Raw genomic sequence first — 25,138 nt, 5'->3', positions numbered from 1 at the left:
AATTTACCGAAAATTTGGGTCTAGAGCCAAGTCCACAACGACCGCTCAGTGCTACGCTTCTAGGACGGCTTTTTGGTACAATAGTGGCAACAGGCAGGGCATTGTGTGTTGTTGCTCAGTGATGTAAGACGGGCTATGCCTGCTGTTGCTGTTTGAATCCAGAATCCGTGAACTTTCTCTTCAGGGAGTATTTCAAAACAATTCCAGCCATAAGGATAGCATTGTGTAGGCGAATCACTCACCTATACGAAATTATGCAAAAAAACAATTCATCAATCCTCCAGGAGACCCCCACCAAAACCGTACTCGGTTTGGTGGTGGGAGGAATGGAGGGCTAATTGCGAACGCGAGAGCGTGCCGCAGGCAAATGTCCCCATCATTGTTTGTGCTAAAGCACAAACAATGATGGGGACAGTTGAGCAATTAGCAAATATTTTGTTATCCGCTAAATTATGCATTGTGTTTTCTGATATAGTGGGATGAGCTAAAAACTCGGTCAAATGCAAACAATATCGGTAAAATGTAAGATTCAAGTCCCTGTAAAGTTGCGCTCGGAAATAGACCGCACTTTGCAGGGGTTTGCTGATGCTTGCAATCAGATATTGGAAGTTGCCAAGCGTGAAAAATGCTGGAATACTACCAAGCTTCACCACTTGGTTTATCAGCCAGTACGCGAATCTACGGGCATTAAAGCAAATCACGTTTGTCAAGCTATTCGCCGCGTGATTGGTAACGTCAAAGCAGTTAAACAAGTCCACAAGTTCAGACCAACATCTATTAACTTGGATGCTCGGACTTTTAAGTATTTGGAAGAACTGCAAACTGTGGGCGTTACTTTGATGTGTGGCCGCAAAAAGTTCAAATTATTGATTGGTAACTACCAGTTGGCATTGCTTAAAGGACAATGCCCAACGGCTGCTACCCTCAATAAAACGAAACACGGCGATTACTACATCAATATCTGTGTTGATCTGCCTACCAGTCCCACGGGTAAAACACCCAAGGTTATTGGGGTCGATCTTGGTCGGCGTGACATAGCGACCACCTCCAACGGAGATTCTTGGAGTGGTAAACAGATTCAAAACACTCGTGACCGATACAGTAAGGTCAGGGCTAATGTTCAAAGCAAACGCACGCGCAGTTCTAGAAAACTGTTGCGAAGGCTCACCGGCCGTGAACAAAGGTTCCAAAAGTGGTTGAATCACAATATCTCGAAACAGTTGGTTCAAGATGCTAAACAAAGTAATTCTACTTTGGCGTTTGAAGACTTGACAAATATCAGACAATCGCTCAACCAGCAACCTAGAAGCAAGACCGAACGCCGCAGAACCAATAATTGGGCTTTTTACCAATTGCGGATGTTTGTTGATTACAAGGCGAATATTGCTGGTGTGCCAGTCGTCTTTGTTCCACCTGCCTATACCAGTCAAACTTGTTCGCGGTGTCACCATGTACACCCCATTAAAGGTAAATCCTATCGTTCTCACAAGTCTTTCAAATGTGGGCATTGCGGTTTTGAGCATGATGCTGATATTAACGCCGCATTAAACATTGCAGCTTTGGGGGTTTCCGTAAACAACCCTGAAGTTCCGGGGATTGCTTGCTTGTTGGAGGGACAGCTTAGTTTGTTTCCGACTGGTGGTGAAATCTGGGACAAAGCCTACACCGCATTTGGTACTCCAAATCGGTGTAGGTAGTTTACGCAATTTCGGATTTTGGGATTGAGATTTATCCCAGGCTGCCCAACAGACTGATTTCTTTAGTTTATCTAAAATCACATTTAAGTTCGCAAATTACCTTTCTAAGATAGAAACAGCGACTATAACTAAGATGCCACCAACGGCATCAACTAAACCACCAGCTAGTCGCAAGGGAGAAAAAACAATGGCTCAAGCCCCAGAATCAGAAGATTTGTCTATCAACTACGCTACAGACAAGAGCCTAGATCGTGATTGTACAACCTTATCCCGTCATGTTCTCCAGCAACTGCAGAGTTTTTCGCCAGATGCACAGGATTTGAGTGCGCTGATGAATCGCATCGGCTTGGCAGGAAAATTGATTGCTCGTCGCCTCAGCCGTGCTGGTTTAATGGAAGGAGTTCTGGGATTTACTGGGGAAGTGAATGTCCAGGGAGAATCTGTCAAAAAGATGGATGTCTACGCCAATGAGGTATTTATCTCGGTATTTAAGCAAAGCGGCTTAGTCTGTCGCCTAGCTTCCGAGGAAATGGAAAAACCCTACTATATACCCGAAAATTGCCCCGTTGGTCGTTATACCTTGTTGTATGACCCCATTGACGGCTCATCCAACACCGACACTAATCTGAGCTTGGGTTCAATCTTCGCGATTCGCCAACAAGAAGGAAACGATAGTGATGGGAAAGCAACTGACCTCTTGACCAATGGACGCAAGCAGTTGGCTGCGGGATACATTCTCTATGGCCCTAGCACCATGCTGGTCTATACTATAGGCAAGGGAGTCCACTCATTTGTCCTTGATCCCAGTTTAGGGGAATTCATCCTCACACAAGAGAATATCCAGATTCCTAGCCACGGTTCTGTGTATAGCGTCAACGAGGGTAATTTCTGGCAGTGGGAAGAATCATATCGGGAGTACATCCGCTACGTCCATCGTACAGAAGGTTATGTCGCTCGTTATAGCGGGGCTATGGTCAGCGACATCCATAGAATTTTAGTTCAAGGGGGTGTATTTCTCTACCCAGGCACAATTCAAAAACCAGAAGGTAAATTGCGCCTACTGTATGAAACCGCTCCCCTAGCGTTTTTGATTGAGCAAGCAGGGGGTCGCGCCACTACAGGACTTATAGATATTTTGGACGTAGTGCCGAAAAAAATACACCAGCGCACGCCTCTGATTATTGGTAGCAAAGAGGATGTAAGCAAGGTGGAGTCTTTTACTCACAACGGTCACTAGGCAATTGAAACTTCAAAATGATTAAAGTATAATTACTTAATGATTTTGATTGTTTGAATGATGCTAAGTAAGTCAGTGAGTGACCGAAGTTTCAAGGATGCATCTAGTATCAGCTAGTAAGTAAAAGTCTATCTTGATCACCTGTCGCTTAATTATAACCTATCTCAGTAGATCGATGAGATAAGTAACTGGTCAAGCCAAAATATATAATATTGGCAAAGCCACAATTCACAGTTGCAAATCCACTGATTAGCCTTGCCAATTTCTCTAGAAAAGATAAATAGCAAAAGGAAAATTACCGCTATGGCAACTAATCATCTCTTAGAAATGAAACAATGCGGTCAAAGTATCTGGATGGATAATTTGACACGTGATATTATTCAATCAGGCGAACTCAAAAACCTGGTTGAAAATCAAGGCATCTCTGGGATTACCTCCAACCCAGCTATCTTTGAAAAAGCCATTGCTGGGAACGTAATTTATGATGCCGATATTGAAGCCGGAATTAGGGCTGGATTACCGACATACAAAATTTATGAATCCCTCACTTTTGCAGATATCCGTAATGCCTGTGATATTCTGCGTCCTGTATATGAAGCCACGAATAAATTAGATGGTTATGTGAGTATAGAAGTACCACCAACCATCGCCCATGACACTCAAGCCACAATTGCCGAAGCGCAGCGCTATTTCCCAGAAATTGGTGCAGAAAATGTCATGATTAAAATTCCCGGCACAGAGGCTGGTTTGCCCGCCGTGGAACAGTCAATAGCCGACGGCATTAATGTCAATATCACACTGCTGTTTTCTGTCAATAGCTATATCAATTCAGCTTGGGCATATATTCGCGGCTTAGAAAAACGAGTGGCACAAAGTGAGGATATTAGCAAAATTGCTTCTATAGGGGCTGGGGGCTGGGGACACTTCGGCAAGCTCAGTGCATCGCTGGGGACACAACGACCGCTCAGTGCATCGCTGGGGACACAACGACCGCTCAGTGCATCGCTGGGGACACTTCGGCAAGCTCAGTGCATCGCTGGGGGCTGGGGAGAATAATAACTCCTAACTCCCAATGCCCAATGCCCCATGCCCCATGCCCAATCACCAATCACCAATCCCCAATCCAAAATCCAAAATCTAAAATCTAAAATTCCTATGGTCAATTTGCTAGAAAATCCTTTGCGCGTTGGTCTGCAACAACAAGGGATGCCCGAACCCCAAATTATAGTCATCTTTGGCGCCTCCGGGGACCTGACCTGGCGTAAACTAGTGCCAGCGCTTTACAAATTACGACGGGAACGACGGATTCCCCCGGAGACCACGATTGTTGGTGTCGCACGTCGGGCGTGGAGCGACGAATACTTCCGCGAGCAAATGCAGAAGGGGATGGAAGAGGCTCATCCCAATGTCGAATTGGGGGAACTCTGGCAAGACTTCTCTCAAGGTTTGTTCTACTGTCCTGGGGACATAGACAACCCTGAAAGCTACCAAAAACTGAAAACCCTATTGACTGAATTAGACGAAAAACGGGGCACAAGGGGAAACCGGATGTTTTACCTCTCCGTTGCGCCAAACTTCTTCCCTGAAGCCATCAGGCAGCTAGGGGGAGCAGGAATGCTAGATGATCCCTACAAACACCGTCTGGTCATTGAAAAACCCTTTGGTCGAGACTTGGCTTCAGCCCAAAGCCTTAACCAAGTGGTACAGAAATTTTGCAAAGAAAATCAAGTTTACCGCATTGACCACTACCTGGGTAAAGAAACAGTCCAGAATTTGCTGGTGTTTCGCTTTGCCAATGCGATTTTTGAACCCTTGTGGAATCGTCAGTTTGTTGACCACGTACAAATTACCGTGGCAGAAACTGTGGGAGTGGAAGACCGCGCCGGATATTATGAAAGCGCCGGCGCTCTGCGGGATATGTTGCAAAACCACTTGATGCAACTTTACTGCTTAACCGCGATGGAAGCACCCAACTCAATGGATGCTGATAGTATCCGCACGGAAAAAGTAAAGGCGCTACAAGCTACACGTTTAGCAGATGTGCATAATTTGTCACGGTCAGCGGTGCGCGGTCAATACAGCTCTGGCTGGATGAAAGGTCAAGCGGTAGAAGGGTATAGAAAAGAACCTGGAGTGATTCCCAGCTCGACCACACCCACCTATGTAGCGATGAAGTTTATGGTGGATAACTGGCGTTGGCAGGGTGTTCCTTTTTACCTGCGTACTGGTAAGCGGATGCCGAAAAAAGTCAGCGAGATTTCCATCCACTTCCGGGAAGTACCATCGCGGATGTTCCAGTCTGCAGCCCAACAGACCAATGCCAACATTTTAGCCATGCGGATTCAACCGAACGAAGGCATTTCCCTGCGGTTTGATGTGAAAATGCCAGGGGCAGAATTCCGCACCCGTTCCGTGGACATGGACTTTAGTTATGGTTCCTTTGGTATCCAAGCAACTTCCGATGCCTATGACCGCCTATTTCTCGATTGTATGATGGGCGACCAAACATTATTCACCCGCGCCGACGAAGTAGAAGCAGCTTGGCAAGTAGTGACACCAGCTCTTTCTGTTTGGGATGCACCCGCAGACCCAAATACCATTCCCCAGTACGAAGCTGGTACTTGGGAACCAGCAGAAGCGGAATTCTTGATTAATCAAGATGGTCGCCGCTGGCGCAGACTGTAGAAAGTTAGTCATTAGTCATTAGTTATTAGTCATGAGTAAAATCAATGACAAATGACCAATGACAAATGACAAATGACCAATAAAAACTAACAACTCAAAATTACTATGACTTCCCAAGCTCCTACAATTTTTTCACTTCAGGCACCCAAGGATGTTTCGCTCACAGAAATAGAGACGGAACTGAATCAAATTTGGCAAAGTTACGGCATTACTGGTGAGGACGGTGGTCTGCCAGCGGCGACTCGTGCCACAACTTTTACTTTAGTGGTTTACGAACCAGAAGAAACCCAGTATCTTTTAGCTGCTTTGAGATTTTATAATGGACCGATTGATGGGATTTTAGGTCCCCAAACACAAGCAGCGCTACGGGAAGTTCAGAGACAAAATGGAATGCCAGAAACTGGTATTGCTACACCAGAAATCCTCAGCATATTGCGCGAAAAATTTGCCAAACGTCAAGGAAACGGGGCTGCAGGAGACAATACTTCTGGTAATATTAATTATGGTGATACCAGTAGCCCCAGAATTGCCGATGAAATTGCTATCCGCAACCCGTGCCGGATTATTGCCCTGTGTCCCATTGCTGGTGAAGATGAAGGGGTAAAAGCTCAAGTTTCTGCCTATTGCCCGATTCAAAAGCAATCTTCTAGCACCCTCATTTGCTGCGAATACATCACTATTTCGGGCACAGCCGCTGCTTTAGAACGGATTGCTGGTATGATTCCAGCTTTGTTAATTGGTGGGTTGCCGAAGTTTCTCTGGTGGAAGGCGACACCAGACCCCAATAACTCTGTATTTAAGCGACTGGCAGCGGTCTGCAATAATGTGATTGTCGATTCTTGCAACTTTAACGAGCCAGAAACTGATTTACTCAGCCTAGAAGAGTTGGTTCAAACTGGTATACCTCTAGCTGACTTGAACTGGCGTCGTCTGGCTGCATGGCAAGAATTGACCGCTCAAGCTTACGATTCGCCCCATCGTCGTGCGGCGCTGAGAGAAATTAACCGCGTGACGCTAGATTATGAAAAAGGCAACCCTGCACAGGCTTTGCTGTTTTTAGGTTGGTTAGCAAGTCGTTTACAATGGTTGCCGGTTTCCTATGAAAAAGAAAGCGGAGATTATGATATAATCCGCATCCGCCTGCTGGCAAATGACCAACGCCAAATAGAAGCTGAGTTAGCAGGCGTTCCCGTGGCTGATGTGGGTGAAATTAGCGGCGACTTGATTGCTTTTCGCCTAAGTTCCACCAATCCGCAAGCAGACTGCGGTACGGTCATCTGTACTGAAACTGGTGGTTGTATGCGGATGGAAACACAGGGTGGCGCCCAAGCTGCGGGTCTGTTTCAACAAGTAAGTTCACTTTCTGAACAAAAGGCGGAAGTGCTGCTCAGTCAACAGGTACAACGCTGGGGACATGAGGCACTTTTTGAAGAAAGTTTGGGCGTGACAGGGAAGATTCTCCAGTTAGGAGTTAAGAGTTAAGAGTGATAAGTTAGGAGTTAGGAGTTGTAACTTTTAATTCCTAACTCTTAATTGTTTATAAAGAAATCACCCAAAGGTATCAAAACTCCGCAACAAACTATTGATTTAATTCACCAGCGATTACAAACAGCAATACAAATCTCACAAATGAGACAAAACCAATTATCATGAAACAAACAAAACATTATACATTATGTTAAATTATACAATCATTTCTGGCAATATATTTCAAGATTTAGGATTTCTTAATGCAGAAGAAAAACTAGCCAAAGTAAAATTAGCTTCTGTGATTGCTGATATTTTAGAACAAAAGCAAATTACACCCCAGCAAGCGGGGCAACTTTTCGGACTAGAAAGTGATAAGGTAGATAATTTAAGTAACGGTATTCTCAAAGATTTTACTATTGAAAATTTATTATTTTATTTAATAAAATTAGGACAGAGTATAGAAATTTTTGTAAAAAATGAACTACCAGAAAAATCTAATCACAAAATTAATGTTGTTTATCAAAAAATAGGTTAAGAACGTCTTGATAAAAAATTATTACTGAGTACCTCAAATGGAGATGAAATGGAAAAGATAGAACTGGAAATAGATAGACTAACCTTTGAACGAGTAAAAACCTTGGCAATGCTTAATAAATCAACTGTGTCAGAATTACTTACTCAAGTAATGGCGCGTTTAGCAGAGATTCAGGAAAAAAAAGATCCTTTGATGGGATTATATGCTGATATTCCAGAAGTAGTTGATGAAATTTTAGCCGAGGCAATGGAAAAAAGAGGCTATAGGGTTTAGGTTATCCGCTTATATTAGATAATTGGCGTTTATAGTTAATATAGCGAGCAATTACTTAGTGTAAGTAATTACAAATTTTCTATGTCTATCATCATTGCTGGGGAACGTAGTGGGGTGGGGAAGACAACTGTCACGCTCACCCTTTTAGCATCTTTATGTCGTCGGGGTTCAACTGTACAATCGTTTAAGGTTGGCCCGGACTATATTGACCCGATGTTTCATCAGCACGTTACTGGTCGTGCGTGTCGGAATTTAGACCCTGTGCTAACTTCTCCAGCTTACGTTCAGCAATGTTTTGCACGTCATAGTCAATTGAGTGAATTTGCACTCGTTGAAGGGGTGATGGGGTTATTTGATGGAGTTAAGGGGACTGGGAGACAGGAGGACAACTTTTCTCCCATCTCTTTTGCTAGCACTGCTCATATTGCGCGGTTGCTAGATTTGCCTGTAATATTGGTGATTGATTGCAGTCGGTTGTCTGGTTCGGTAGCGGCGATCGCACATGGTTACTGCTCCTTTGACCCGAAAATTAAAATAGCTGGGGTGGTATTAAATCGCGTGGGTAGCGATCGCCATTTATCCCTACTCCAAGATTCCCTAGAACCCCTAAATTTACCAATTCTCGGTGTCTTAAAACGTCAAGATAACATCACAATTCCCGATCGCCATCTCGGTTTAGTACCCACCAGCGAACTTCCAGAATTAAACGCTGTGATCAATCGTCTCGCAGACTTAGGTGACACCTGCTTCGATTGGGAACGCTTATTACCCCTATTGCAATCTGAACATCTCCCGACCTCCCCACCTCCCGACCTTCCCACCTCCTCTGTAAAAATTGCAGTCGCTCGCGATCGCGCTTTTAATTTCTATTACCAAGACAATTTAGATTTGCTACAATATTTGGGCGCCGAATTGGTATTCTGGAGTCCTCTGGAAGATGCGGAATTACCACAGGATGTGCAGGGAATGTATTTTGGTGGTGGTTTCCCGGAAGTTTTTGCCCAGCAACTGGCAGAAAATACTACTGTGCGTGATACAGTCAAAGCAGCAATTTTGGCGGGAATGCCCACTATTGCTGAGTGTGGCGGATTAATGTATTTATGTGAGCAAATAATAGATTTTGCAGGTAAATCTTGGCCGATGGTGGGAGTGTTACCGACATCTGCTGTTATGGGTGGGCGTTTAACTTTGGGCTATCGTCGTGCTGTAGCTTTACAAGATAGTCTGCTAGTATCTTCAGGTTCAGCCGTTTATGGACATGAGTTTCACCGTTCCCATTTAGGATTAACTCCTAATCAGCCTTTGTTTGCAACTACTCGCTATGATTCTGAAGAAAATATGGGGTTTGAGGGATGGGGAGAAAGTCTTAATCTTCACGCTTCTTATGTTCATTTGCATTGGGGCGAAAGTGTAGAACTTCCACAGCGGTTTTTAGCGCAATGTCTATAAATCAGAGTTCAACATTACCATATATTTTACGAAGGGGCGCAAGGCCTTGCACCCCTAGTCCCGCGATTTCAAACTATTTGTTTAGCCGCATAAATTTTTAGATACCCCTAAATCCACACGATATGATACCAGCTGTAGGGGCACGGCATTGCCGTGCCCCCACTCGCTCCTACATGTGTCAGCGTTTTAGTGGTATTGTATAAGACTTTGAAATCGCGGGACTAACGCTTGGTCTATTTACAGGAAGATGCTGTAAAGGTAAAAATCTACCTGCAGCGTAAAGACTTGCGAGTATCCACACCAGTTTTAGAATTCACACCACTAGCTTTAGCACAAAGTTTTTTTATTTGCGTTCTATCTAAAACTGCATTTGTGAAATCAGCACCAGTGACATTAACATTATCAAAAATCGAACGTAACATCATTGCATTTTCCAACACCGCATCACTTAAATCTGCTCCTTGGAATTTGACCAGATAAGCTATACCTTCACTAAAATCTACACCATGCATATTCACTTCCTCTAATAACGTACCGTTAAACACCACACCCCGTAAGTCAGCATTGCCAAAATTAGCATTCTTTAAATCGACATTGGTAAACTCAACCCCGATTAAACTTTGACCAGAGTAATCCTTCCCGCTGATTTCCTCGTTACCAGTAGCACGGATAACACTGGAAGAACTCGCAGCTTGCGCTGAGAGGGGAAACAAAAAAATAACCATAGCCAGGACAAAGCTAGCTAGTATTTGCCAATACTTCATAACGTCTTCTTAATAAATCTCAACACTTTCACCAATAACTATTAAACCCTGAATTAACCCCACAAGTGAGGACTGAGGAGTTAGGAGTCAACTGACGTGCTTCGTAGTGTAAAGCCTACGGTATAGCGTAGCGTAAAGCCTAAGGCATAGGGTAGCGTAAAGCGACGTAGGAGCGTCTTTTAGATTTTTACAGACACATGGGGTCTGCAAGGTACCCCAAAAATCTAAAATCCAAAATCCAAAATCCAAAATCTAAAATTCGGAGGGTCAATTGTGCTATATCACTAATAGCTGATCAGTGAAAACTTATTTACGCCCGTTACTTACAACTAGCGACAGTTAGGGGTAATGGTCGCCCTGCTAATTCCTCCGCAGGACAAAAGGGTGATTTAATTAGTCAAGCTCAGGCAATGGAACAGTTTGTACTCGCCCAAGGCGTTGCCATCACTGATTCAATTCAAGAGATTGGTGGTGGCTTAAATTTTAAGCGCCCCAAATTTTTACAGCTTGTGCGTTTCGCTATTCAGGGAGAAGTCAAAGTAATATATGTAGCACACAAAGATCGACTTTGCCGATTTGGATTTGAGTTAGTCGAACAGATTGTGTTGTGGGGAGGTGGTTTAATTGTTGTTGCCAACGCCGAAACCTTGTCTCCTCATGAAGAGTTGACCCAAGATTTGTTATCAATTATCCATTGCTTTTCATCTCGTTTGTACGGGCTGCGAAAATACAAGTCGAAAGTAAAAAAGATTGTTGACGGTATTGATCCTTGTACAGAATGAAGTATACTTAGTTTTGTAGACAAGTTTACTAAGATTTAGTTATGTATGCTATCAAACGAGAATTAAAACTGAATAAAGTTGAAACCTCCTTGATGCGTGGCAATGCTGGGTTTAAGCGATTTGTCTACAACCTTGGGTTGGACTTGCTCACAGCTTCTTGGAGTCTTGAAAACGTGAAAGCGTCTGACTCCAAAAGAATTGATGCCATTAAGAAAGTATTTACCCAAATCACAATGCTTCGTCCTGAGTATGCATGGATGAAATCATATCCATCCACTGTTTATCAGTCAGCATTCATTGATTTAAAAAATGCTTTTTCGAGATGGCGTGAAGGTAAGTCGGGCTTCCCAAAGAAAAAATCAAAAAAGAAGGGCGATTCCTTCACTGTTTACAAAACCTCTGGTATTTACCCAGAAAAAGGTAAACCTGCCTTACCCTTTACCAATCGAGTTGTGATTAAACCAGGTAAGCGAATTAATTTACCTGGGATGAAAACATTTAGAATTAAAGAACGAATCAACTTCATCTGTAGTTCTCAAACTTTTACAGTTTCAAGAAGTGCCAATAAGTGGTTCGTTTCTTTCGTATTGGATGCCGAAAAAATTCCGCCTATTATTCATCCAATCGAAAAAATTGGTGTGGATTTGGGCGTAAAATGTCTAGCAACAGCAACGGACGGTTCAAAATACGAGATGCCTGCTTCTACCACAAGAGCGAAAACCAAGCTCGGTAAGATTCAGTGGCGTAATCGCAATAAAGTCTTAGGAAATAAAAAGCTTAAGATCGTTGCATCAAAGAAAGCTCGTAGTTTTTATCTGAAAGTGGCTCAATTGAATGCGCGTATCGCTAATATAAGACAAGATACAACGCAGAAAATGACGACTTCTTTAAGTCGAAAGGCTTACATAATTCGGATTGAAGATCTCAACGTCAGCGGGATGATTGCCAATCACAAGTTAGCCAATGCTATAAGTAACAACTGTTTTTACGAAATTCGTCGTCAGTTTATTTATAAGCAGGCTCATTATGGAACAAAGGTAGAACTTGTAGATAGATGGTATCCAAGTTCTAAAACTTGTTCTAAGTGTAATTCTATCCAAGACATGAAGTTATCAGACCGAATATTTAATTGCAAAGTTTGTCAGCATTCTCAAGATCGTGATGAAAATGCTGCCAAAAATCTTGAGAATGCCCCTAAAAATAAAGTACGGTTGGCTTGACCGAAACTTAACGCCTGTGGACAAGAAGTAGCCGACTACCTTGGATGAAGCAGGAAGCAGACCCTCTAGAAATACTTATTTCTAGTTGAATGGTGAGACTTGAATAAGTTTAGCCAAGTTTTGTAGAGCAGGAGAAAGCCGCATTTACTCCACCACCACCCAACCCCAATCAGCCATTACCTAATTTTTGTCTATTGCTACTTGAACCTGTGCAAGTAGATCATTTAGAGTTGCGCGGTGAACCACAAAATCGCTGGCTATACTTACGGGACGATAACCACACTTGGTCTAGCCAAGAAATTAATCCTTGACGGCTCACTTTCTCAAATCCCTGCACCATCGAGGAATTTCTGAATCGCGTGATCTCTGAGGTTACACTGAAGAGCATCTGTTGGTAAATTACCTTCGTCATAGGCTAATTTACCCACCAAAACCGGAACTTTTGCAGAAGAGTAAAGGGGCTTGAGAGTTTGTATTTGTTGTTCTAGAGACTCAATGCGGTCAACTAAAGCGCGAATCACTTCGGCTTCAGAATCTGGTAAGTTGTTATGTTCTAGGGGAGCAACGCGCACACCAGAACGGTAGACAATCCGACCGGGTACGCCTACAACAGTGCAATTAGAAGGTACATCCCTGAGAACCACTGACCCGGCGCCAATGCGGACATTATTACCGATTTGGATATTCCCCAGGACTTTCGCACCAGCACCCACAACGACATTTTCGCCTACAGTGGGATGGCGCTTGCCACTGTCTTTACCAGTTCCACCAAGGGTGACACCTTGATAAATTAAGGCATAGTCGCCGATGATCGCAGTTTCGCCAATTACTACACCCATACCGTGGTCAATAAACACCCCTTTGCCAATTGTTGCGCCTGGGTGGATTTCAATCCCTGTGAAAAATCTACCTAAGTGAGAAATCAGACGGGGAATAAAAGGAATACCAATAATATGCAGCCAGTGAGCGAGCCGATGGCATAACAGGGCTTGCAAACCAGGGTAGCAAAACAAGACTTCCAACAAATTACGGGCAGCTGGGTCACGTTCAAATATGATACGAAAGTCGGTAAGCAGTGTAGATAGCACTAGTTAATACCCTCGGAAAGCAAAACGAGCTACACTGCTATATTATCGGTTAACGGTTGACCAATCCAATTTTAGATTTTAGATTTTAGATTTTAGATTTTAGATTGTTTCGGTATCTTGCAGGCTCCGCAGAATTTTAGATTTAATCCAAAATTCAAAACTTGTACTGAGCTTGTCATTGGCGTAGCCTCTGTCTACGACACGCTTCTCTTCTTAGGCTCCGCCAACGCGTAAAGCCTGCGGCATAGCTTTGCTTAAGCGTAGCGTCCCGTAGGGAACGGTCATTTGTCATTTGTCAGCTGCACTGTCAGAGTGTAGTTACGCCTAACGTCAGAATTGAATGTACCTACCCAAATTTTATAAATTCCTTTTTGCCATGTGCGGTCTGGAATACTAGCATCTTTACTCTTACCAGTGTCATCGCCGCAATGAATTTTATTTTCCTCTGGTCCTTGGATAACTAAAGTAGTGTCATAACCACCACTGTTGATGAGTATTTGTAGATTAGAAAAGTCTTTTTCCAAAACCAAGATGTGATCGGGAGTGGTATCAGCATACCCAACGCAAGCATTCTTATCGTCATCGCGGTTACGAATCGCTGACAAGGAGTAAGAACCCCCTGTGTAGCCAGAAACAGTTACTTTTTTTGTTGTTTGAAAATCTGATGACAGCTTGATGGGATCAAAATTTGCTGTCTGTGCGATTACAGGCGTAGCAGTGATCGCTGTCAATATAGCCAAAACCCAGCCGGCTCGAAACAGAAGTCGGGGGCGATGATACTTCATAGCAGCCCTCCAACAGGCTATTAAGTAGTTATTCTCTATACCTAGAGTAACAAAAAAACCGTGATTTCCCATAAGATGTGCCAGATTTTAATGTGCCACAATCTAGCGTTGTGAAAGAGCAGGGGGAGACTTGTACTCAGCGGAGCCGTTGACGTAGCCTCTGTCTACGACACTCGTCCCGCTCTTAAGGTAGAGAAATATGGGGGGATGATTGAGGTCTAAAGGCTCAACCCGGATTTCTCACAAGACCTAAGAAAACAAGGGTCAAATAAAATTCTGCATCTAGATTAATGGCTTAATTGCACAAAGAATATATAGCTTAACCATCGGCTATGCACGCTCTGCGAACGCAGAGAAGACACAAAGTATTTTTAAGTCAGTCAGACAAGGAATAAAGATAAGTTTTTGTTGTAATTAATTAGTTAGAAGATAATTTTTAATGATTGAAAATTACAAAAAGACGTTGTTTTCAAAACTTAGCAGAAATGCCCTATATCAGATGTTTATTGTCAATCCATAAGTCCTAATTTTATCGCTACATCAATACGCAATTTCTATTTTGGCGCAAATAAATGTTACCTTTAATCTCGGCAATCCATTATTATCTATTGCTTATTTGGTAAAGCTTTCAGGCATATTTATTTTTTTGTTTTTTGAAATATAGTTTCTTCTGCTACAACAAATTCATTTAATATTCGTCATATAAAAAATATTGATATTTGGTAGACTTGTAATTTTTTTCAAATAAAACTAGAATCTATGCATGTTAAGTAAAGCTAGTTGTTATCTAAGAGGTTGTTTGAAAAGTCGGGGATGTTGTAAAAAAGCTCTCTCGGTATAAGCTGTGAATAGATATTAGACAGCACCGAGAGAGCAACATGAGTAAAGCATACCCCAGCAATCTGACCAGTGCCCAATATGAATTTCTCAGTGATATGATTCCAGAACCGAAACCCGGTGGTCGCAAGCGTGAAGTTGATATGTGGCAAGTCCTCAACGCCATCTTCTATGTTCTAGTTGAGGGAGTCCAATGGCGAGCCTTACCCGGTGATTTTCCTGTGTGGCAGACAGTGTACACCTATTTTCGCAATTGGCGCAAAGATGGGACGTGGTTGAAAATTCATGATAGTCTGCTCTATTGGATTCGGATTGAACAGGAGCGCCATCCGAGTCCGTCGGAGGCGATTATCGACAGTCAAAGTGTGAAAAGTGCCGCGATGGTAAGTCAATCCGTAGGCTTTGATGCAGGCAAGAAAATCAAGGGACGCAAACGATTTATGACAGTCGATACCTTGGGGCTAGTTTTGCGAGTCTTGGTCACGGCAGTGTCGGTGAGCGTGTTCGCGTTAGCGTCCCGCAGGGAAGGAGGTAAGCAAGTTCTCAAACGAGTCAAGCAGTCTCAAGATCAGGTATTTCGCTTGACAACCATTTGGGTAGATGGCGGCTTTGATGGTGAGCCTTTCATGCAGTGGGTAATGAACTTTTGCCGATGGATTGTGCAGGTGGTTCTCCACCGGATAAATTTTAAAACAGCTAATAAGGGTTTGTTGGGTTACTCTGCGGGAACGCCTTGGCGCAGCCTCTCATATCATGTCCGCTTAATTACTTACTAAACCTGAAGAACCCCAAAGAGCCAAAGCTGTGCTTTGTCTCCCCTAAGCGCAAGCGCTTAGGGGTTGGGGGTGGGGTGTTTTATTATGGGTAATTGACCGGACATGATATCATAGAGAAGGGCGAACGCAAAGCCTCAACCCAACCTACGATTTTCTCCTAACTCCAAACTCCTCAAGGCTGGATTTGGAAGAAGATACCACCTTTGAGGAATCCGCTATCGCTACCGTAACTACTAACTGTGAGCGATCGCAGGTTGTGGAATAATGGTTTACCTACTATTTCTACTAGTTTGAGTATCGGTTGTTGACGCTCTAAAAGTTTTTGAGTTTTTGTCCAGTCCAGATATATATAACCTTGGTTGGGTTGGGGAATGACCGCGATATTATTTTGGAAATTGGGGTTTTCAATCAGGGAATCTTCCTTAGCTATCAGGATTTCGTTGATTGTTTCCAAGTTGGAAGCGAAAATTTCGTAATTTCCCAGGGTTGTATGTACAGCCTGTACTTTCGCCTCGATACTAAAGGATGGTTTGTCTTTGGTGTCGGTTTGTTGAGTAGCAGGTGTTAACTCTGTCCAGGCGAAGATTTTTTGCTGATCGAGGCTGAGGGAACTAGTGTTAAGTCCATTGGCGGAGGCGATCGCATCTAAATGAGCAATACCTTCTGATAATCCTGGGGATTTTTCGACGACAAACACCCAATTGGCTATTGTTTGCTCCTTTTGGGCTAATAATGCTATGGCGTATTCTCTTTCTACCCAACTGAAAATATCTTGTGACAAGTTTAGACCCCAGCGTTTTTGCAGATCTGCTAAGGGTTTGACTAATTTAGAAGTTATATCTTCCCCAGCACCATATAGCGTTGTTGTCGCTTGTCTTGTGAATTTGGCTAAATCGCTGTCTCCCAAATTGCTCAAATTGGCGCCAGCAATTACCAAGCCAGCAGATTCAGGAATATATTGCAATGCGCCTACAGGTTGAGCCAGTGGCGCAGATGGGGGTACGATTTCTGTTACACTCAGAAGGCTAGTTTCTGCCAATAATCCTTGAGGATTCAATACCAAAGAAATAATTTGGCTAGTATAAGTTGGTTCCCTCAGTTCTAAACCTTGCCATTTGGCGACAATTGGCAGATTCAGGAAGGCTGTAGCCAAAGCACCTTTGGGTAATTGTTGGATAGTTTTTTGATATTCGCTAGAACTGCTTAAATTTACATCGGGAGCTTGGACGTTATTAATAGCTTCCCGCAGGACTTTGGGATCATTAGCAAACAATACAAAACCATTGCCAACAAATGCACCAGCTAGCAGGTCCTGCAATGGTGGCTGATTGTCATAAAGCAGCTTCACACCATTATATTCTTCGGTGGCTAAGTTTCCTCCAGCTAATACCCGCTTAGAAAACAACAATTCTAAAAACTCGCGGCTTTTCTCTGGTTGTCTAGTTGCTAGTACCATGAGATACCCTGGCTGCTGTCCATTCTCTGGGTCGCGATCCAGGTCTAAGCTGGTGACAGCCAATGTAATTTCATTCCCTAACCAGGGTTTAATATCTTGTTCGTAATTTATGGCACTATTAGCCAATAAACTGGTTTTGAGTTGAGAAACTTCTCCTTGACGCTCCAAAGCCTGCAGTCGGTCTGGATTATCCAGCAATGACACCATCACCGGAGCAAGTTTCGATACAAATATAGCAGCACCAGGCTGGGAGGTAGGAGCAATCAGGCTAACCGGACTTTTGGGAAAAAACCAGTAAAAGCCAGCAATAACAATCACTATCAGTGCGATCGCACCAGCAACTAAAAAACCAAATAATGAGCGTTGGCTATTCACATTAGACCTGTCTTAATTGGGAAATGGGGATTGGGGATTGGGGATTGGGGATTGGGGATTGGGGATTGGGGATTGGGGATTGGGAAATGGGGATTGGGGATTGGGGATTGGGGATTGGGAAATGGGGATTGGGGATTGGGGATTGGGGATTGGGGATTGGGGATTGGGAAATGGGAAATGGGGATTGACAAATGACAAATGACAAATGACAAATGACAAATGACAAATGACAAATGACAGCCGTTATAAATAATATAGGATTGTTTACAAAAAACTTATGACAGGGAAATCTTTTAGTCAACCCATTACTCAAATTAGTGTAGAGGATCTGGCAGAACGTTTGTCTGCTGGTGATTCTAGTATTCAGTTAGTGGATGTGCGCGAACCCCAAGAATTGGCGATCGCTAGTATTGAGGGTTTTGTTAATCTACCCCTGAGTGAATTTGTCGAATGGGGCGATCAAGTCCCTACTCTCTTAAATCCCCATGCTGAAACCCTTGTACTTTGTCACCACGGTATTCGCTCTGCCCAAATGTGCCAATGGTTACTTGCTCAAGGATTTACAAATGTTAAAAATATTTCCGGTGGTATTGATAACTACTCCCGGTTAGTTGACCCTACCATTCCCCAATATTAGCTCCCATACTTCTTCACAAGCCAGGACTGTAGTAATTGTGGTGCTAGAGTTCAGAAATCCCTAAGCACTCGTACCCATTCCTGTCCACATTGTGGATATGTATCCCAACGAGATGTGAATGCAGCCAAAGTAATTTTAAGTCGTGCAAACGCTACCGTCGAGCAGACGGGAAGTAACGCTTTTTCGTGATGTTCCCTCTACTTCTATTGGTCGCATCGCCCTTGGCGTCTCCCCTTGGGAGAAGACCTGTAAAAGCAAGGAACGTCAGTGACGCTGGAATCCCCCGGCTTTAGCCGTGGGGAGTGTCAATTAAACAGATAAAATATATCTGAAAAACATAAAAAAATTAGTATCTAAACTAACAATTTTATGTATAATAATATGGGAAAATACGGGTAAAAGGTGCATAGCTCAACCTAAATACAGAGTAGCCATCTCAGACTGAGTACAAAACACTACTACCTACCTATTGCCTAGCGCCTTGTTCATTTGTCCTGATGTCCGCCTTTGATGACCAAGTTATCCACGCCGAGCAAGCCACTAAATTCTATTTATGGGGGCGGGGAGTGTCAATTTTACTATAAAATCAAATAACTTGCTATCTTAAATAACTATTATTATTTTTACCTTTGGCGATAAAACCAAAAAATATTTGCAAAGTTTCGTGAAAATTTGCCTTCAGTAACAGATTTCTTATGCAAGTCCAGTTGACAAATCGACAACAGCATATACTTTGGGCAACTGTAAGGCACTATATTGCTACAGCAGAGCCTGTTGGTTCAAAAGCACTGATCGAAGAGTTTGACCTGGGTGTCAGCCCAGCAACAATTCGCAATGTGATGAACGTCTTAGAAAAATCTGGGTTACTTTACCAACCACACACCTCTGCTGGACGAGTACCTTCTGACTCTGGTTATCGCATTTATGTTGACCAGCTAATTACACCTTCAGAAATTTTAGCAAAAGAGGTAGAACTGGCACTGCAAAATCGGCTCCACTGGGAAGATTGGAGTTTAGAAGCGCTACTACAAGGCGCGGCGCAAATTTTGGCTAATTTAAGTGGTTGTATTGGTTTGATTACCATGCCGCAAAGCAGTAAAGTAATGTTGCGACATTTGCAATTGGTGCAAATTGAAGCAGGAAAGATTATGCTGATTGTGGTGACAGAAAGTTATGAAACACATTCGCGATTGATAGATTTGGCGTCATCATCAGCAGAAACAAAATTCGATCCAGAAGTCATAGATCGGGAATTGCACATTGTTTCTAACTTTTTAAATAGCCATTTGCGGGGGCGAAGTTTGTTGGAATTAGCCACTCTCGACTGGACTGAATTAGATCAGGAATTCCAACGCTATGGCGAATTCTTGAAAAATTCCCTGGCCGAATTGACCCGTCGCACTTTAGCACCAGCTGCTACACAAATTATGGTTCGGGGTGTGGGAGAAGTTTTACGCCAGCCAGAATTTTCCCAATTACAGCAAGTGCAAACAATTATCCACTTATTAGAAGAAGAACAAGACCAACTGTGGCGATTGATATTTGAGGCTTCCGAACCTGAAGATTTAGGTAAGTCGCGGGTAACTGTTCGCATTGGCGCAGAAAATCCCCTAGAACCAATACGCACTTGTACTTTGATATCTTCTACCTATCGTCGAGGTAAAGTACCAGTAGGAAGCGTGGGCGTTTTGGGACCTACGCGCCTAGATTATGAAAATGCGATCGCCGTTGTCGCTGCTGCTGCTGAATACCTGTCGGAAGCCTTCAGTTAACTAATTAAAATCATGTGCCTACTTAGCTTTCGCGCCTTAGCCTGGCACCATAACTGTACTCAGTTTGGTGTCGGGATATAAGGCGATTAATTACGAAACGCCCCAATTACCAATATTAGCCATAGGCTGATTCGGTAATTGGGGCAGTTGAGTAATTAATAATCTTTTGTTTTATTTTGGCTTGTCTTGGGATTCAACATAGTTGACTTTTCCTTCTCGATACTTTATAGTAATAAACGTCAACACTAAATGCAATCAAGTAGGTGATTTCCTTATACTGCTTAACTATCAGTACCGCGCTTATCCAGACACCAAGCAAAAAATCCAGCTAAACAATTGGTTAAGAATTTGTCGATACTGGTACAACAGGCAGTTAGGAGACAGGTTCGACTGGTATCAGTATAATCGGACTGCAATTAATTTTTGTCCGTTAATTTGTTCAATACCAAAATTACGAGACAACCCCGACTATTACTCACAAAAAAAACAACTTCCTGTTATTAAGTCCGACTTGATAAAGGTAAGTCATTCTGGTGAACTACTAGACTTTACAAGTGTTCCATCTCAGACATTACAGGATGTATCCAAGCGTGTAGACTTGGCTTTTTCTCGCTTTATTGAAGGTGATTACAAAGGAAATCGTAGTGGCAAACCTCGTTTTAAAAATGCTGCGCGTTATCGCACAATAAAAATTGAAGGTCAAGCTATTACTGTCGAACGTGTTGAGCAAGAATGGCTATTTTTGTCATTTTCAAAATTAAAAGGCTGGGTAAAGGTGCGTTTACATCGCCCATTACCTAATGGATTTATTTTAAAAAATGCTCTTTTGACAAAAAAGGCGGATGGGTGGTACGTAACCATTTGTTTGTCAGACCCAAATATTCCTACCTTTACACCTGATGAAATTGCTCCAACTTGGGAAAACAGTCTTGGATTGGATGCAGTATTACATGAAGATGATTATTTGGCAACTTCAGAGAATACCAAGCTACCATCGCTAAAATCTTTCTCTAAGTCCGAAAAGAGACTAGCAGATATATCCAAACGTAAATCCACCAAGAAAAAGGGCAGTAAATCACGCCGTAAATTAGCTAAAAAAGAAGCAAAAGAACATCAACGTATTGCCAGAGCTAGAATTGACCATGCTTTTAAAACTGCCCATACCTTGCTCAAAACTGGGAAGAAAGTTTTTGTATATGAAGATTTAAATTTAAGAGCTTTATCAAAGAAAAATAAAGCCAAACAAGATGAAAATGGGAAATATTTACCCAACGGTCAATCAGCTAAATCAGGATTAAATAAATCCTGGAACGATGCTGCATTTGGACAATTTTTCACAATCCTAGAATACATAGCCCGAAAAGCTGGAACTAGGACAATAGCAGTCAAACCTGCATACACATCTCAATTGCTTGCGTATCGTGATGAATTTATCTTCACTGATTGCAACATTCGTAATTATTGGGACGAAAAAGAATCGCTTTTGGTTGATAGGGATATTAATGCCGCTATCAACGTAAAGCGCGTTGGGCTGGGACTGTTCCCAACGATAAAACGCCGTAAAGGGAATCCGGTAGTGGATGGTTCTACTACTAATAGTACCTCTAAGGAAGTTCTGGCAGCATTGCGAAATGTACCAGAAGCCTATACCGTATTTGGTACTCCAAATCGGTGTAGGTAGTTCACGAGATGATCTGGCGCGTCGCGGTTGGCAAAATTACCGGGTTTTCTGGTTCATAGCTTTGATTCCGTTATTCGGTCCGTTAATTTACTTGTCTGTGCGTCCACCTTTACCAGCAGCGGAAGCAGATTTGAAGTTGTTGACGGTTGACGGTTGATGGTTGAGGCTTGCTAAAAATAGCAAATCTTAAATAATACTTAATATTGTTGGTATAAAAATGACAAGTTGATATTTTGTCTCATATACTCGATGATTAATCAAGTCAAGTGTATTATTGACAATTGACTAAATTCTGACCCGATAAAGAATTAAGTATGACCACTTCTGATCTGACAAATTTTAACCAGCAAAGCCAACAGGAATTTTCCTACACTGCAGGAAGTTCATTCTCTTCTGCAGGACAAAAAAACTTGTTGATCTTTAAGGTAATTGAGTCTGTATTACTGGCTGCTGTTGTGGGTGCTGGTTGTTTGATTGTTCTTTGTTTAGATAATCCACAAGCTGTAATTGCTGGAGCAGCAGGTCTGACCTTGGCGATTTTGTTGTTCTTCATTAACAGAGAAGTGCTTCAAGAATCCAAGAAAGCTGCTAACCAATCTCAACTTGCCAATAAAGCTGAACTCTATACTTATCTATTGAGCAATAATAGTGCTTTGGAAAAAACTTCCCTAACTCCAGCCAGAGGCAAGGCTTTACAGTATAGTCAAGATTTGATTGACGATTACAAAAACATTCGGAATTTATCCAGGACTCTTTACTATGTTCTGCAACTTCTCACCGTTATTTTATCAGGAGTTACACCTGTTTTAGTCCTGGTAGACAAATTGGAAGCAGGACAAGCATGGCTCAAATGGCTCCCTGTAATCTGTCCCGCTGTTGCTTCTATCGTTGCTAGTATAGTTACCTCCTTTCCTTTTCAAAAGAATTGGGTTGCTGCTAACACCGCTGTTGAATTGTTAGAAGCTGAACAAGAGAAATTTATCTTGGGAATCACTCCGCCTTATCGTTGCTATGATTTAGCAGACGAAATCCAGCAGCAACAAAAGTCCAGCCAAGCGATAGAATACTTTGTTGTGCAAGTAAATAACATTCATCTCCAGCAATTGCAGCAAACTGAGGAGAAGAAGCAAGAGAAAATAGAGTCAGCGCCAGCTAGCGAGTCAAAGTCGGAATAAGCTCAATCTAGCTAATTTGTATCAACAGTGTCCAAAAGTAGTAATAACTGGAAATCTTTTGATGATTTCTGCGTAGTACTCGGAGTTTTAACAGTTCAAGCGCTATTTTGTAATTCTCCCCATATAATTTCCCCATAACTCCGCCGCTTGAGCGCTGCTACCAGATGTGGGGGAGTTGTTATCATTTCCTAACCAAATACCGGTGACGAGTCGCTGACTGGGTATAAAGCCAATAAACCATAAGTCAACGTTTTTATCTGTTGTCCCGGTTTTACCAGCTTCCCCCAATCCAATGGCCGCACTGCGACCAGTTCCCCTGGAGATTACCCCACGCATCAAACTAGTCATGGTTTGGGCTACGTCATTGGGTAGTACTCGTTTGTTGGCGTCTGGGTCTTGGTCGAAGGAATAGATGACACGACAGGTTTTAAAATCATTGAGATCGCGACAATCACCACTGTCTAAAATCCGGCTAATTGCATGGGGAGGATTCCACACACCACGATTGCCAATTGCACCAAAAGCTCCTGTCATTTCTAATACATTAACCACGCTTTGACCCAGTACTAATCCGGGTACTGGATCTAGGGATGACTTTACCCCCAAACGCTGTGCCATCGCCACTACTTTATCTAGTCCGATTTCCCTAGCAATCCTGAGCGCAATCGGGTTTTCTGAAAGGGCAAGTCCTGTAGCCATGTCTAAACTAATACCAGAACCAGAACGACAGGGTTTGTAGGTAAAGCCTTGCCAAGTTAAAGGATCACAGGAATAACTTTTACCTGGTGAAATCCCTTGCAAAATAGCGGCAGTATAAGCAAAGATTTTGAAGGTGGAACCTGGTTGTCTTTTGGCTTGGACGGCACGATTAAATTGACTTTTTTTGTAATCTGTGCCTCCCACCATTGCCAGAATACTACCGGTGCTGGAATCTAGGGTGACTAAGGCCCCTTGCGAAAACCCAAAATTTGAGCCATCCCTATTGACAGAATTCCGCAATGATGCTTCTGCTTGGGCTTGAATTTTGGGATCTAGTTGGGTTTCAATAATATAGTTGCCTTCTTTGGCTGCTCCCTCCCCCAAGATTGATTCGAGTTCTTGAAAGACGTAATTATAAAAATAAGGACTAATTGTTTTAGATTGCAGCTCGCAGACTTTGGCGCTGACTTTGACTGTCGAGCGTCTGGCTCGATTCGCCTCTTCTGGTTTGATTTTACCCATTTCCAGCATTCGCTTAATCACGCGATTGCGGTATTCGGCTGCTTGGAGTTTATTTGGACCATCGCCACAAAAATCGAAAGCGTTGGGACCTGGTAAAATTCCCACCAAGGTTGCTGCTTCCGCTAAACTTAAATCTTTCGCCGGTTTATTAAAGTAATACCGAGACGCATCTTCAAAGCCTGAGGTATCGGCGCCCAGGAAAACTCGATTTAAATAAGTCAGTAAAATTTCATCTTTGCTGTAAAATGTTTCTAATTTCAGAGCAACAACAGCCTCTTTTAATTTGCGTGCTAGGGAGTCTTGCCTACCTACATAATCACGGAACAAACTCCGAGCGACTTGCTGGGTAACAGTACTAGCACCTTGTTGCACATCACCGCTGCGGCTATTAATTAATAAAGCTCGCAAAATCCCCAGTGGGTCAACCCCAACGTGCCAATAATAACGGCTATCCTCTGAAGCTACCACAGCAGCGGGCAAATAAGGGCCAAAGTCCGCCAATTGCTTCATGTCTATGTGAGCAGTAGTCCTTGGCTCACGGAGGGGGGTTTGTCCATCACGGGCGTAAACCACAATTGGGGCGCGGGTAGCTGTGGGTAGGGGTGTGACGGAAAATTTCAGCCATTCCACGCCAATTACCAGGGACAACAAACCGGTGACACCACCAACACCATAAGCGGCTACAGTTCCCGCTTTGACATACCAAGGCGGTGGATCAAAGTATTGTACGCGGACAGAAGCCTGGAGTTCTGGTGGACCGAGGGTCAGGACATCGCCGTGACGTAATTCTAGGGAAGTGATCCGACGCTTACCACGATAAATACCATTGGTAGAGTTTTCATCTTTAATGACGAAAACCGGCGTGCGTTGGCTAGAGTCCCGCGAGAGTGACAGGTGAATTTGGCTGACTACTGGGTTACGAATGACTATATCACAGGATTTAGAACTACGACCGAGGATATAGCGATCGCCCAACAGAGGATATACCTCCGCCTTATCCACCCCTGCATCCTGCACCCAAAGTTCCGGTACTTTGGCATTACGTTTGAGCGCCAGTTTGGAAAAATCAACCCTAGCTTGAATTGTATGTGCTGCCTGAGTCAGTTGACCAAGTAACGTTTGTGGCTTTTGGGGGGGCTGGGGAGAATTCATCGGCTATTTACATCATATTTTATTCGTGAATAATCAGGCGAATCGCAATCGTGATCTTCTTATTCCATCAT

At 43.0% G+C, this 25,138-nt stretch carries 20 protein-coding genes and 4 pseudogenes; 19 read left to right on the top strand and 5 right to left on the bottom strand.

Features of this window, described 5'->3' with window-relative positions; translation table 11 throughout:
* The first annotated feature begins 500 nt into the window (after window positions 1-500).
* From HEQ19_23135 to HEQ19_23100, 8 genes and pseudogenes are all read left to right on the top strand, one after another.
* Complete coding sequence (locus HEQ19_23135; GenBank protein ID WYM01966.1) at window positions 501-1,697, top strand: transposase; 1,197 nt, start codon at window positions 501-503, stop codon at window positions 1,695-1,697.
* Between the two features lie 187 nt (window positions 1,698-1,884).
* Window positions 1,885-2,934, top strand: a complete 1,050-nt coding sequence (gene fbp / locus HEQ19_23130) for a class 1 fructose-bisphosphatase (protein WYM03559.1) — start codon at window positions 1,885-1,887, stop codon at window positions 2,932-2,934.
* Window positions 2,935-3,237: 303 nt separating this feature from the next.
* A pseudogene (locus HEQ19_23125) lies at window positions 3,238-3,837 on the top strand (transaldolase family protein).
* 252 nt (window positions 3,838-4,089) lie between these two features.
* Window positions 4,090-5,619 carry a glucose-6-phosphate dehydrogenase gene (zwf, locus tag HEQ19_23120; protein ID WYM03558.1) on the top strand — a complete coding sequence of 510 codons (1,530 nt, stop codon included), beginning with the start codon at window positions 4,090-4,092 and terminating at the stop codon, window positions 5,617-5,619.
* Window positions 5,620-5,724: 105 nt separating this feature from the next.
* Entirely contained in the window at window positions 5,725-7,101 is a 1,377-nt protein-coding gene (gene opcA / locus HEQ19_23115; GenBank protein ID WYM01965.1) for a glucose-6-phosphate dehydrogenase assembly protein OpcA, read from the top strand.
* A 193-nt stretch (window positions 7,102-7,294) separates the two neighbouring features.
* Window positions 7,295-7,624, top strand: a complete 330-nt coding sequence (locus HEQ19_23110) for a helix-turn-helix transcriptional regulator (GenBank protein ID WYM01964.1) — start codon at window positions 7,295-7,297, stop codon at window positions 7,622-7,624.
* A 48-nt stretch (window positions 7,625-7,672) separates the two neighbouring features.
* Window positions 7,673-7,897, top strand: a complete 225-nt coding sequence (locus tag HEQ19_23105) for a hypothetical protein (GenBank protein ID WYM01963.1) — start codon at window positions 7,673-7,675, stop codon at window positions 7,895-7,897.
* An 81-nt stretch (window positions 7,898-7,978) separates the two neighbouring features.
* Window positions 7,979-9,346, top strand: coding sequence for a cobyrinate a,c-diamide synthase (locus HEQ19_23100; GenBank protein ID WYM01962.1), 1,368 nt, complete (start codon window positions 7,979-7,981; stop codon window positions 9,344-9,346).
* A gap of 266 nt (window positions 9,347-9,612) precedes the next feature.
* Here HEQ19_23100 and HEQ19_23095 read toward each other — a convergent pair whose 3' ends face one another.
* Window positions 9,613-10,110 carry a pentapeptide repeat-containing protein gene (locus tag HEQ19_23095; GenBank protein WYM01961.1) on the bottom strand — a complete coding sequence of 166 codons (498 nt, stop codon included), beginning with the start codon at window positions 10,108-10,110 and terminating at the stop codon, window positions 9,613-9,615.
* Window positions 10,111-10,520: 410 nt separating this feature from the next.
* On the opposite strand from HEQ19_23095, the gene HEQ19_23090 reads away from it, so the two are divergent.
* The 3 genes and pseudogenes from HEQ19_23090 (at window position 10,521) to HEQ19_23080 (ending at window position 12,423) form a co-directional block, all read left to right on the top strand.
* On the top strand, window positions 10,521-10,892 hold the full coding sequence (locus HEQ19_23090; protein WYM03557.1) for an IS607 family transposase: 372 nt from the start codon (window positions 10,521-10,523) through the stop codon (window positions 10,890-10,892).
* A gap of 41 nt (window positions 10,893-10,933) precedes the next feature.
* Window positions 10,934-12,112: a transposase gene (locus tag HEQ19_23085; GenBank protein WZI66992.1), complete on the top strand. Its 1,179-nt coding sequence runs from the start codon at window positions 10,934-10,936 to the stop codon at window positions 12,110-12,112.
* 131 nt (window positions 12,113-12,243) lie between these two features.
* Window positions 12,244-12,423 (top strand): annotated as a pseudogene (locus HEQ19_23080) (pyridoxamine 5'-phosphate oxidase).
* Between the two features lie 12 nt (window positions 12,424-12,435).
* On the opposite strand, the gene cysE reads toward HEQ19_23080, so the two are convergent.
* Both cysE and HEQ19_23070 read right to left on the bottom strand, forming a co-directional pair.
* Complete coding sequence (cysE, locus tag HEQ19_23075) at window positions 12,436-13,200, bottom strand: serine O-acetyltransferase (GenBank protein WYM01960.1); 765 nt, start codon at window positions 13,198-13,200, stop codon at window positions 12,436-12,438.
* 281 nt (window positions 13,201-13,481) lie between these two features.
* Window positions 13,482-13,985, bottom strand: a complete 504-nt coding sequence (locus tag HEQ19_23070; protein WYM01959.1) for a hypothetical protein — start codon at window positions 13,983-13,985, stop codon at window positions 13,482-13,484.
* Window positions 13,986-14,863: 878 nt separating this feature from the next.
* Here HEQ19_23070 and HEQ19_23065 point away from each other — a divergent pair.
* Window positions 14,864-15,496, top strand: a pseudogene (locus tag HEQ19_23065) (IS5 family transposase).
* A gap of 274 nt (window positions 15,497-15,770) precedes the next feature.
* Here the strand turns inward: HEQ19_23065 and HEQ19_23060 are convergent.
* The gene (locus HEQ19_23060) at window positions 15,771-17,429 is read right to left on the bottom strand and encodes a DUF3352 domain-containing protein (GenBank protein ID WYM01958.1); all 1,659 of its coding nucleotides are present in this window, start codon (window positions 17,427-17,429) and stop codon (window positions 15,771-15,773) included.
* 23 nt (window positions 17,430-17,452) lie between these two features.
* Here HEQ19_23060 and HEQ19_23055 point away from each other — a divergent pair, with 23 nt between their 5' ends.
* From HEQ19_23055 to HEQ19_23025, 7 genes and pseudogenes are all read left to right on the top strand, one after another.
* Window positions 17,453-17,617: a hypothetical protein gene (locus tag HEQ19_23055; protein ID WYM01957.1), complete on the top strand. Its 165-nt coding sequence runs from the start codon at window positions 17,453-17,455 to the stop codon at window positions 17,615-17,617.
* A gap of 89 nt (window positions 17,618-17,706) precedes the next feature.
* A complete protein-coding gene (locus HEQ19_23050) occupies window positions 17,707-18,066 on the top strand; it encodes a rhodanese-like domain-containing protein (GenBank protein WYM01956.1) in 360 nt (119 codons plus the stop codon).
* Between the two features lie 66 nt (window positions 18,067-18,132).
* A pseudogene (locus HEQ19_23045) lies at window positions 18,133-18,255 on the top strand (zinc ribbon domain-containing protein).
* A 506-nt stretch (window positions 18,256-18,761) separates the two neighbouring features.
* Window positions 18,762-19,838, top strand: coding sequence for a heat-inducible transcriptional repressor HrcA (hrcA, locus tag HEQ19_23040; protein WYM01955.1), 1,077 nt, complete (start codon window positions 18,762-18,764; stop codon window positions 19,836-19,838).
* Between the two features lie 202 nt (window positions 19,839-20,040).
* Window positions 20,041-21,519 carry a transposase gene (locus HEQ19_23035; protein ID WYM03556.2) on the top strand — a complete coding sequence of 493 codons (1,479 nt, stop codon included), beginning with the start codon at window positions 20,041-20,043 and terminating at the stop codon, window positions 21,517-21,519.
* Window positions 21,494-21,676, top strand: coding sequence for a hypothetical protein (locus HEQ19_23030; protein WYL98128.1), 183 nt, complete (start codon window positions 21,494-21,496; stop codon window positions 21,674-21,676). Before HEQ19_23035 ends, HEQ19_23030 begins: the two co-directional genes overlap by 26 nt.
* A gap of 157 nt (window positions 21,677-21,833) precedes the next feature.
* Window positions 21,834-22,694 carry a DUF4231 domain-containing protein gene (locus HEQ19_23025; protein WYM01954.1) on the top strand — a complete coding sequence of 287 codons (861 nt, stop codon included), beginning with the start codon at window positions 21,834-21,836 and terminating at the stop codon, window positions 22,692-22,694.
* A gap of 102 nt (window positions 22,695-22,796) precedes the next feature.
* Here the strand turns inward: HEQ19_23025 and HEQ19_23020 are convergent, their stop codons facing one another.
* Window positions 22,797-25,067, bottom strand: a complete 2,271-nt coding sequence (locus tag HEQ19_23020) for a transglycosylase domain-containing protein (protein WYM01953.1) — start codon at window positions 25,065-25,067, stop codon at window positions 22,797-22,799.
* Window positions 25,068-25,138 lie beyond the last annotated feature (71 nt).

Origin of the sequence: Gloeotrichia echinulata CP02, assembly GCA_038087035.1 — a bacterium.
Taxonomy (GTDB): Bacteria; Cyanobacteriota; Cyanobacteriia; order Cyanobacteriales; family Nostocaceae; genus Gloeotrichia; species Gloeotrichia echinulata.
The sequence above is the reverse complement of the archived record's forward strand: the minus strand, read 5'-3'. Positions and strand labels throughout refer to the sequence as shown.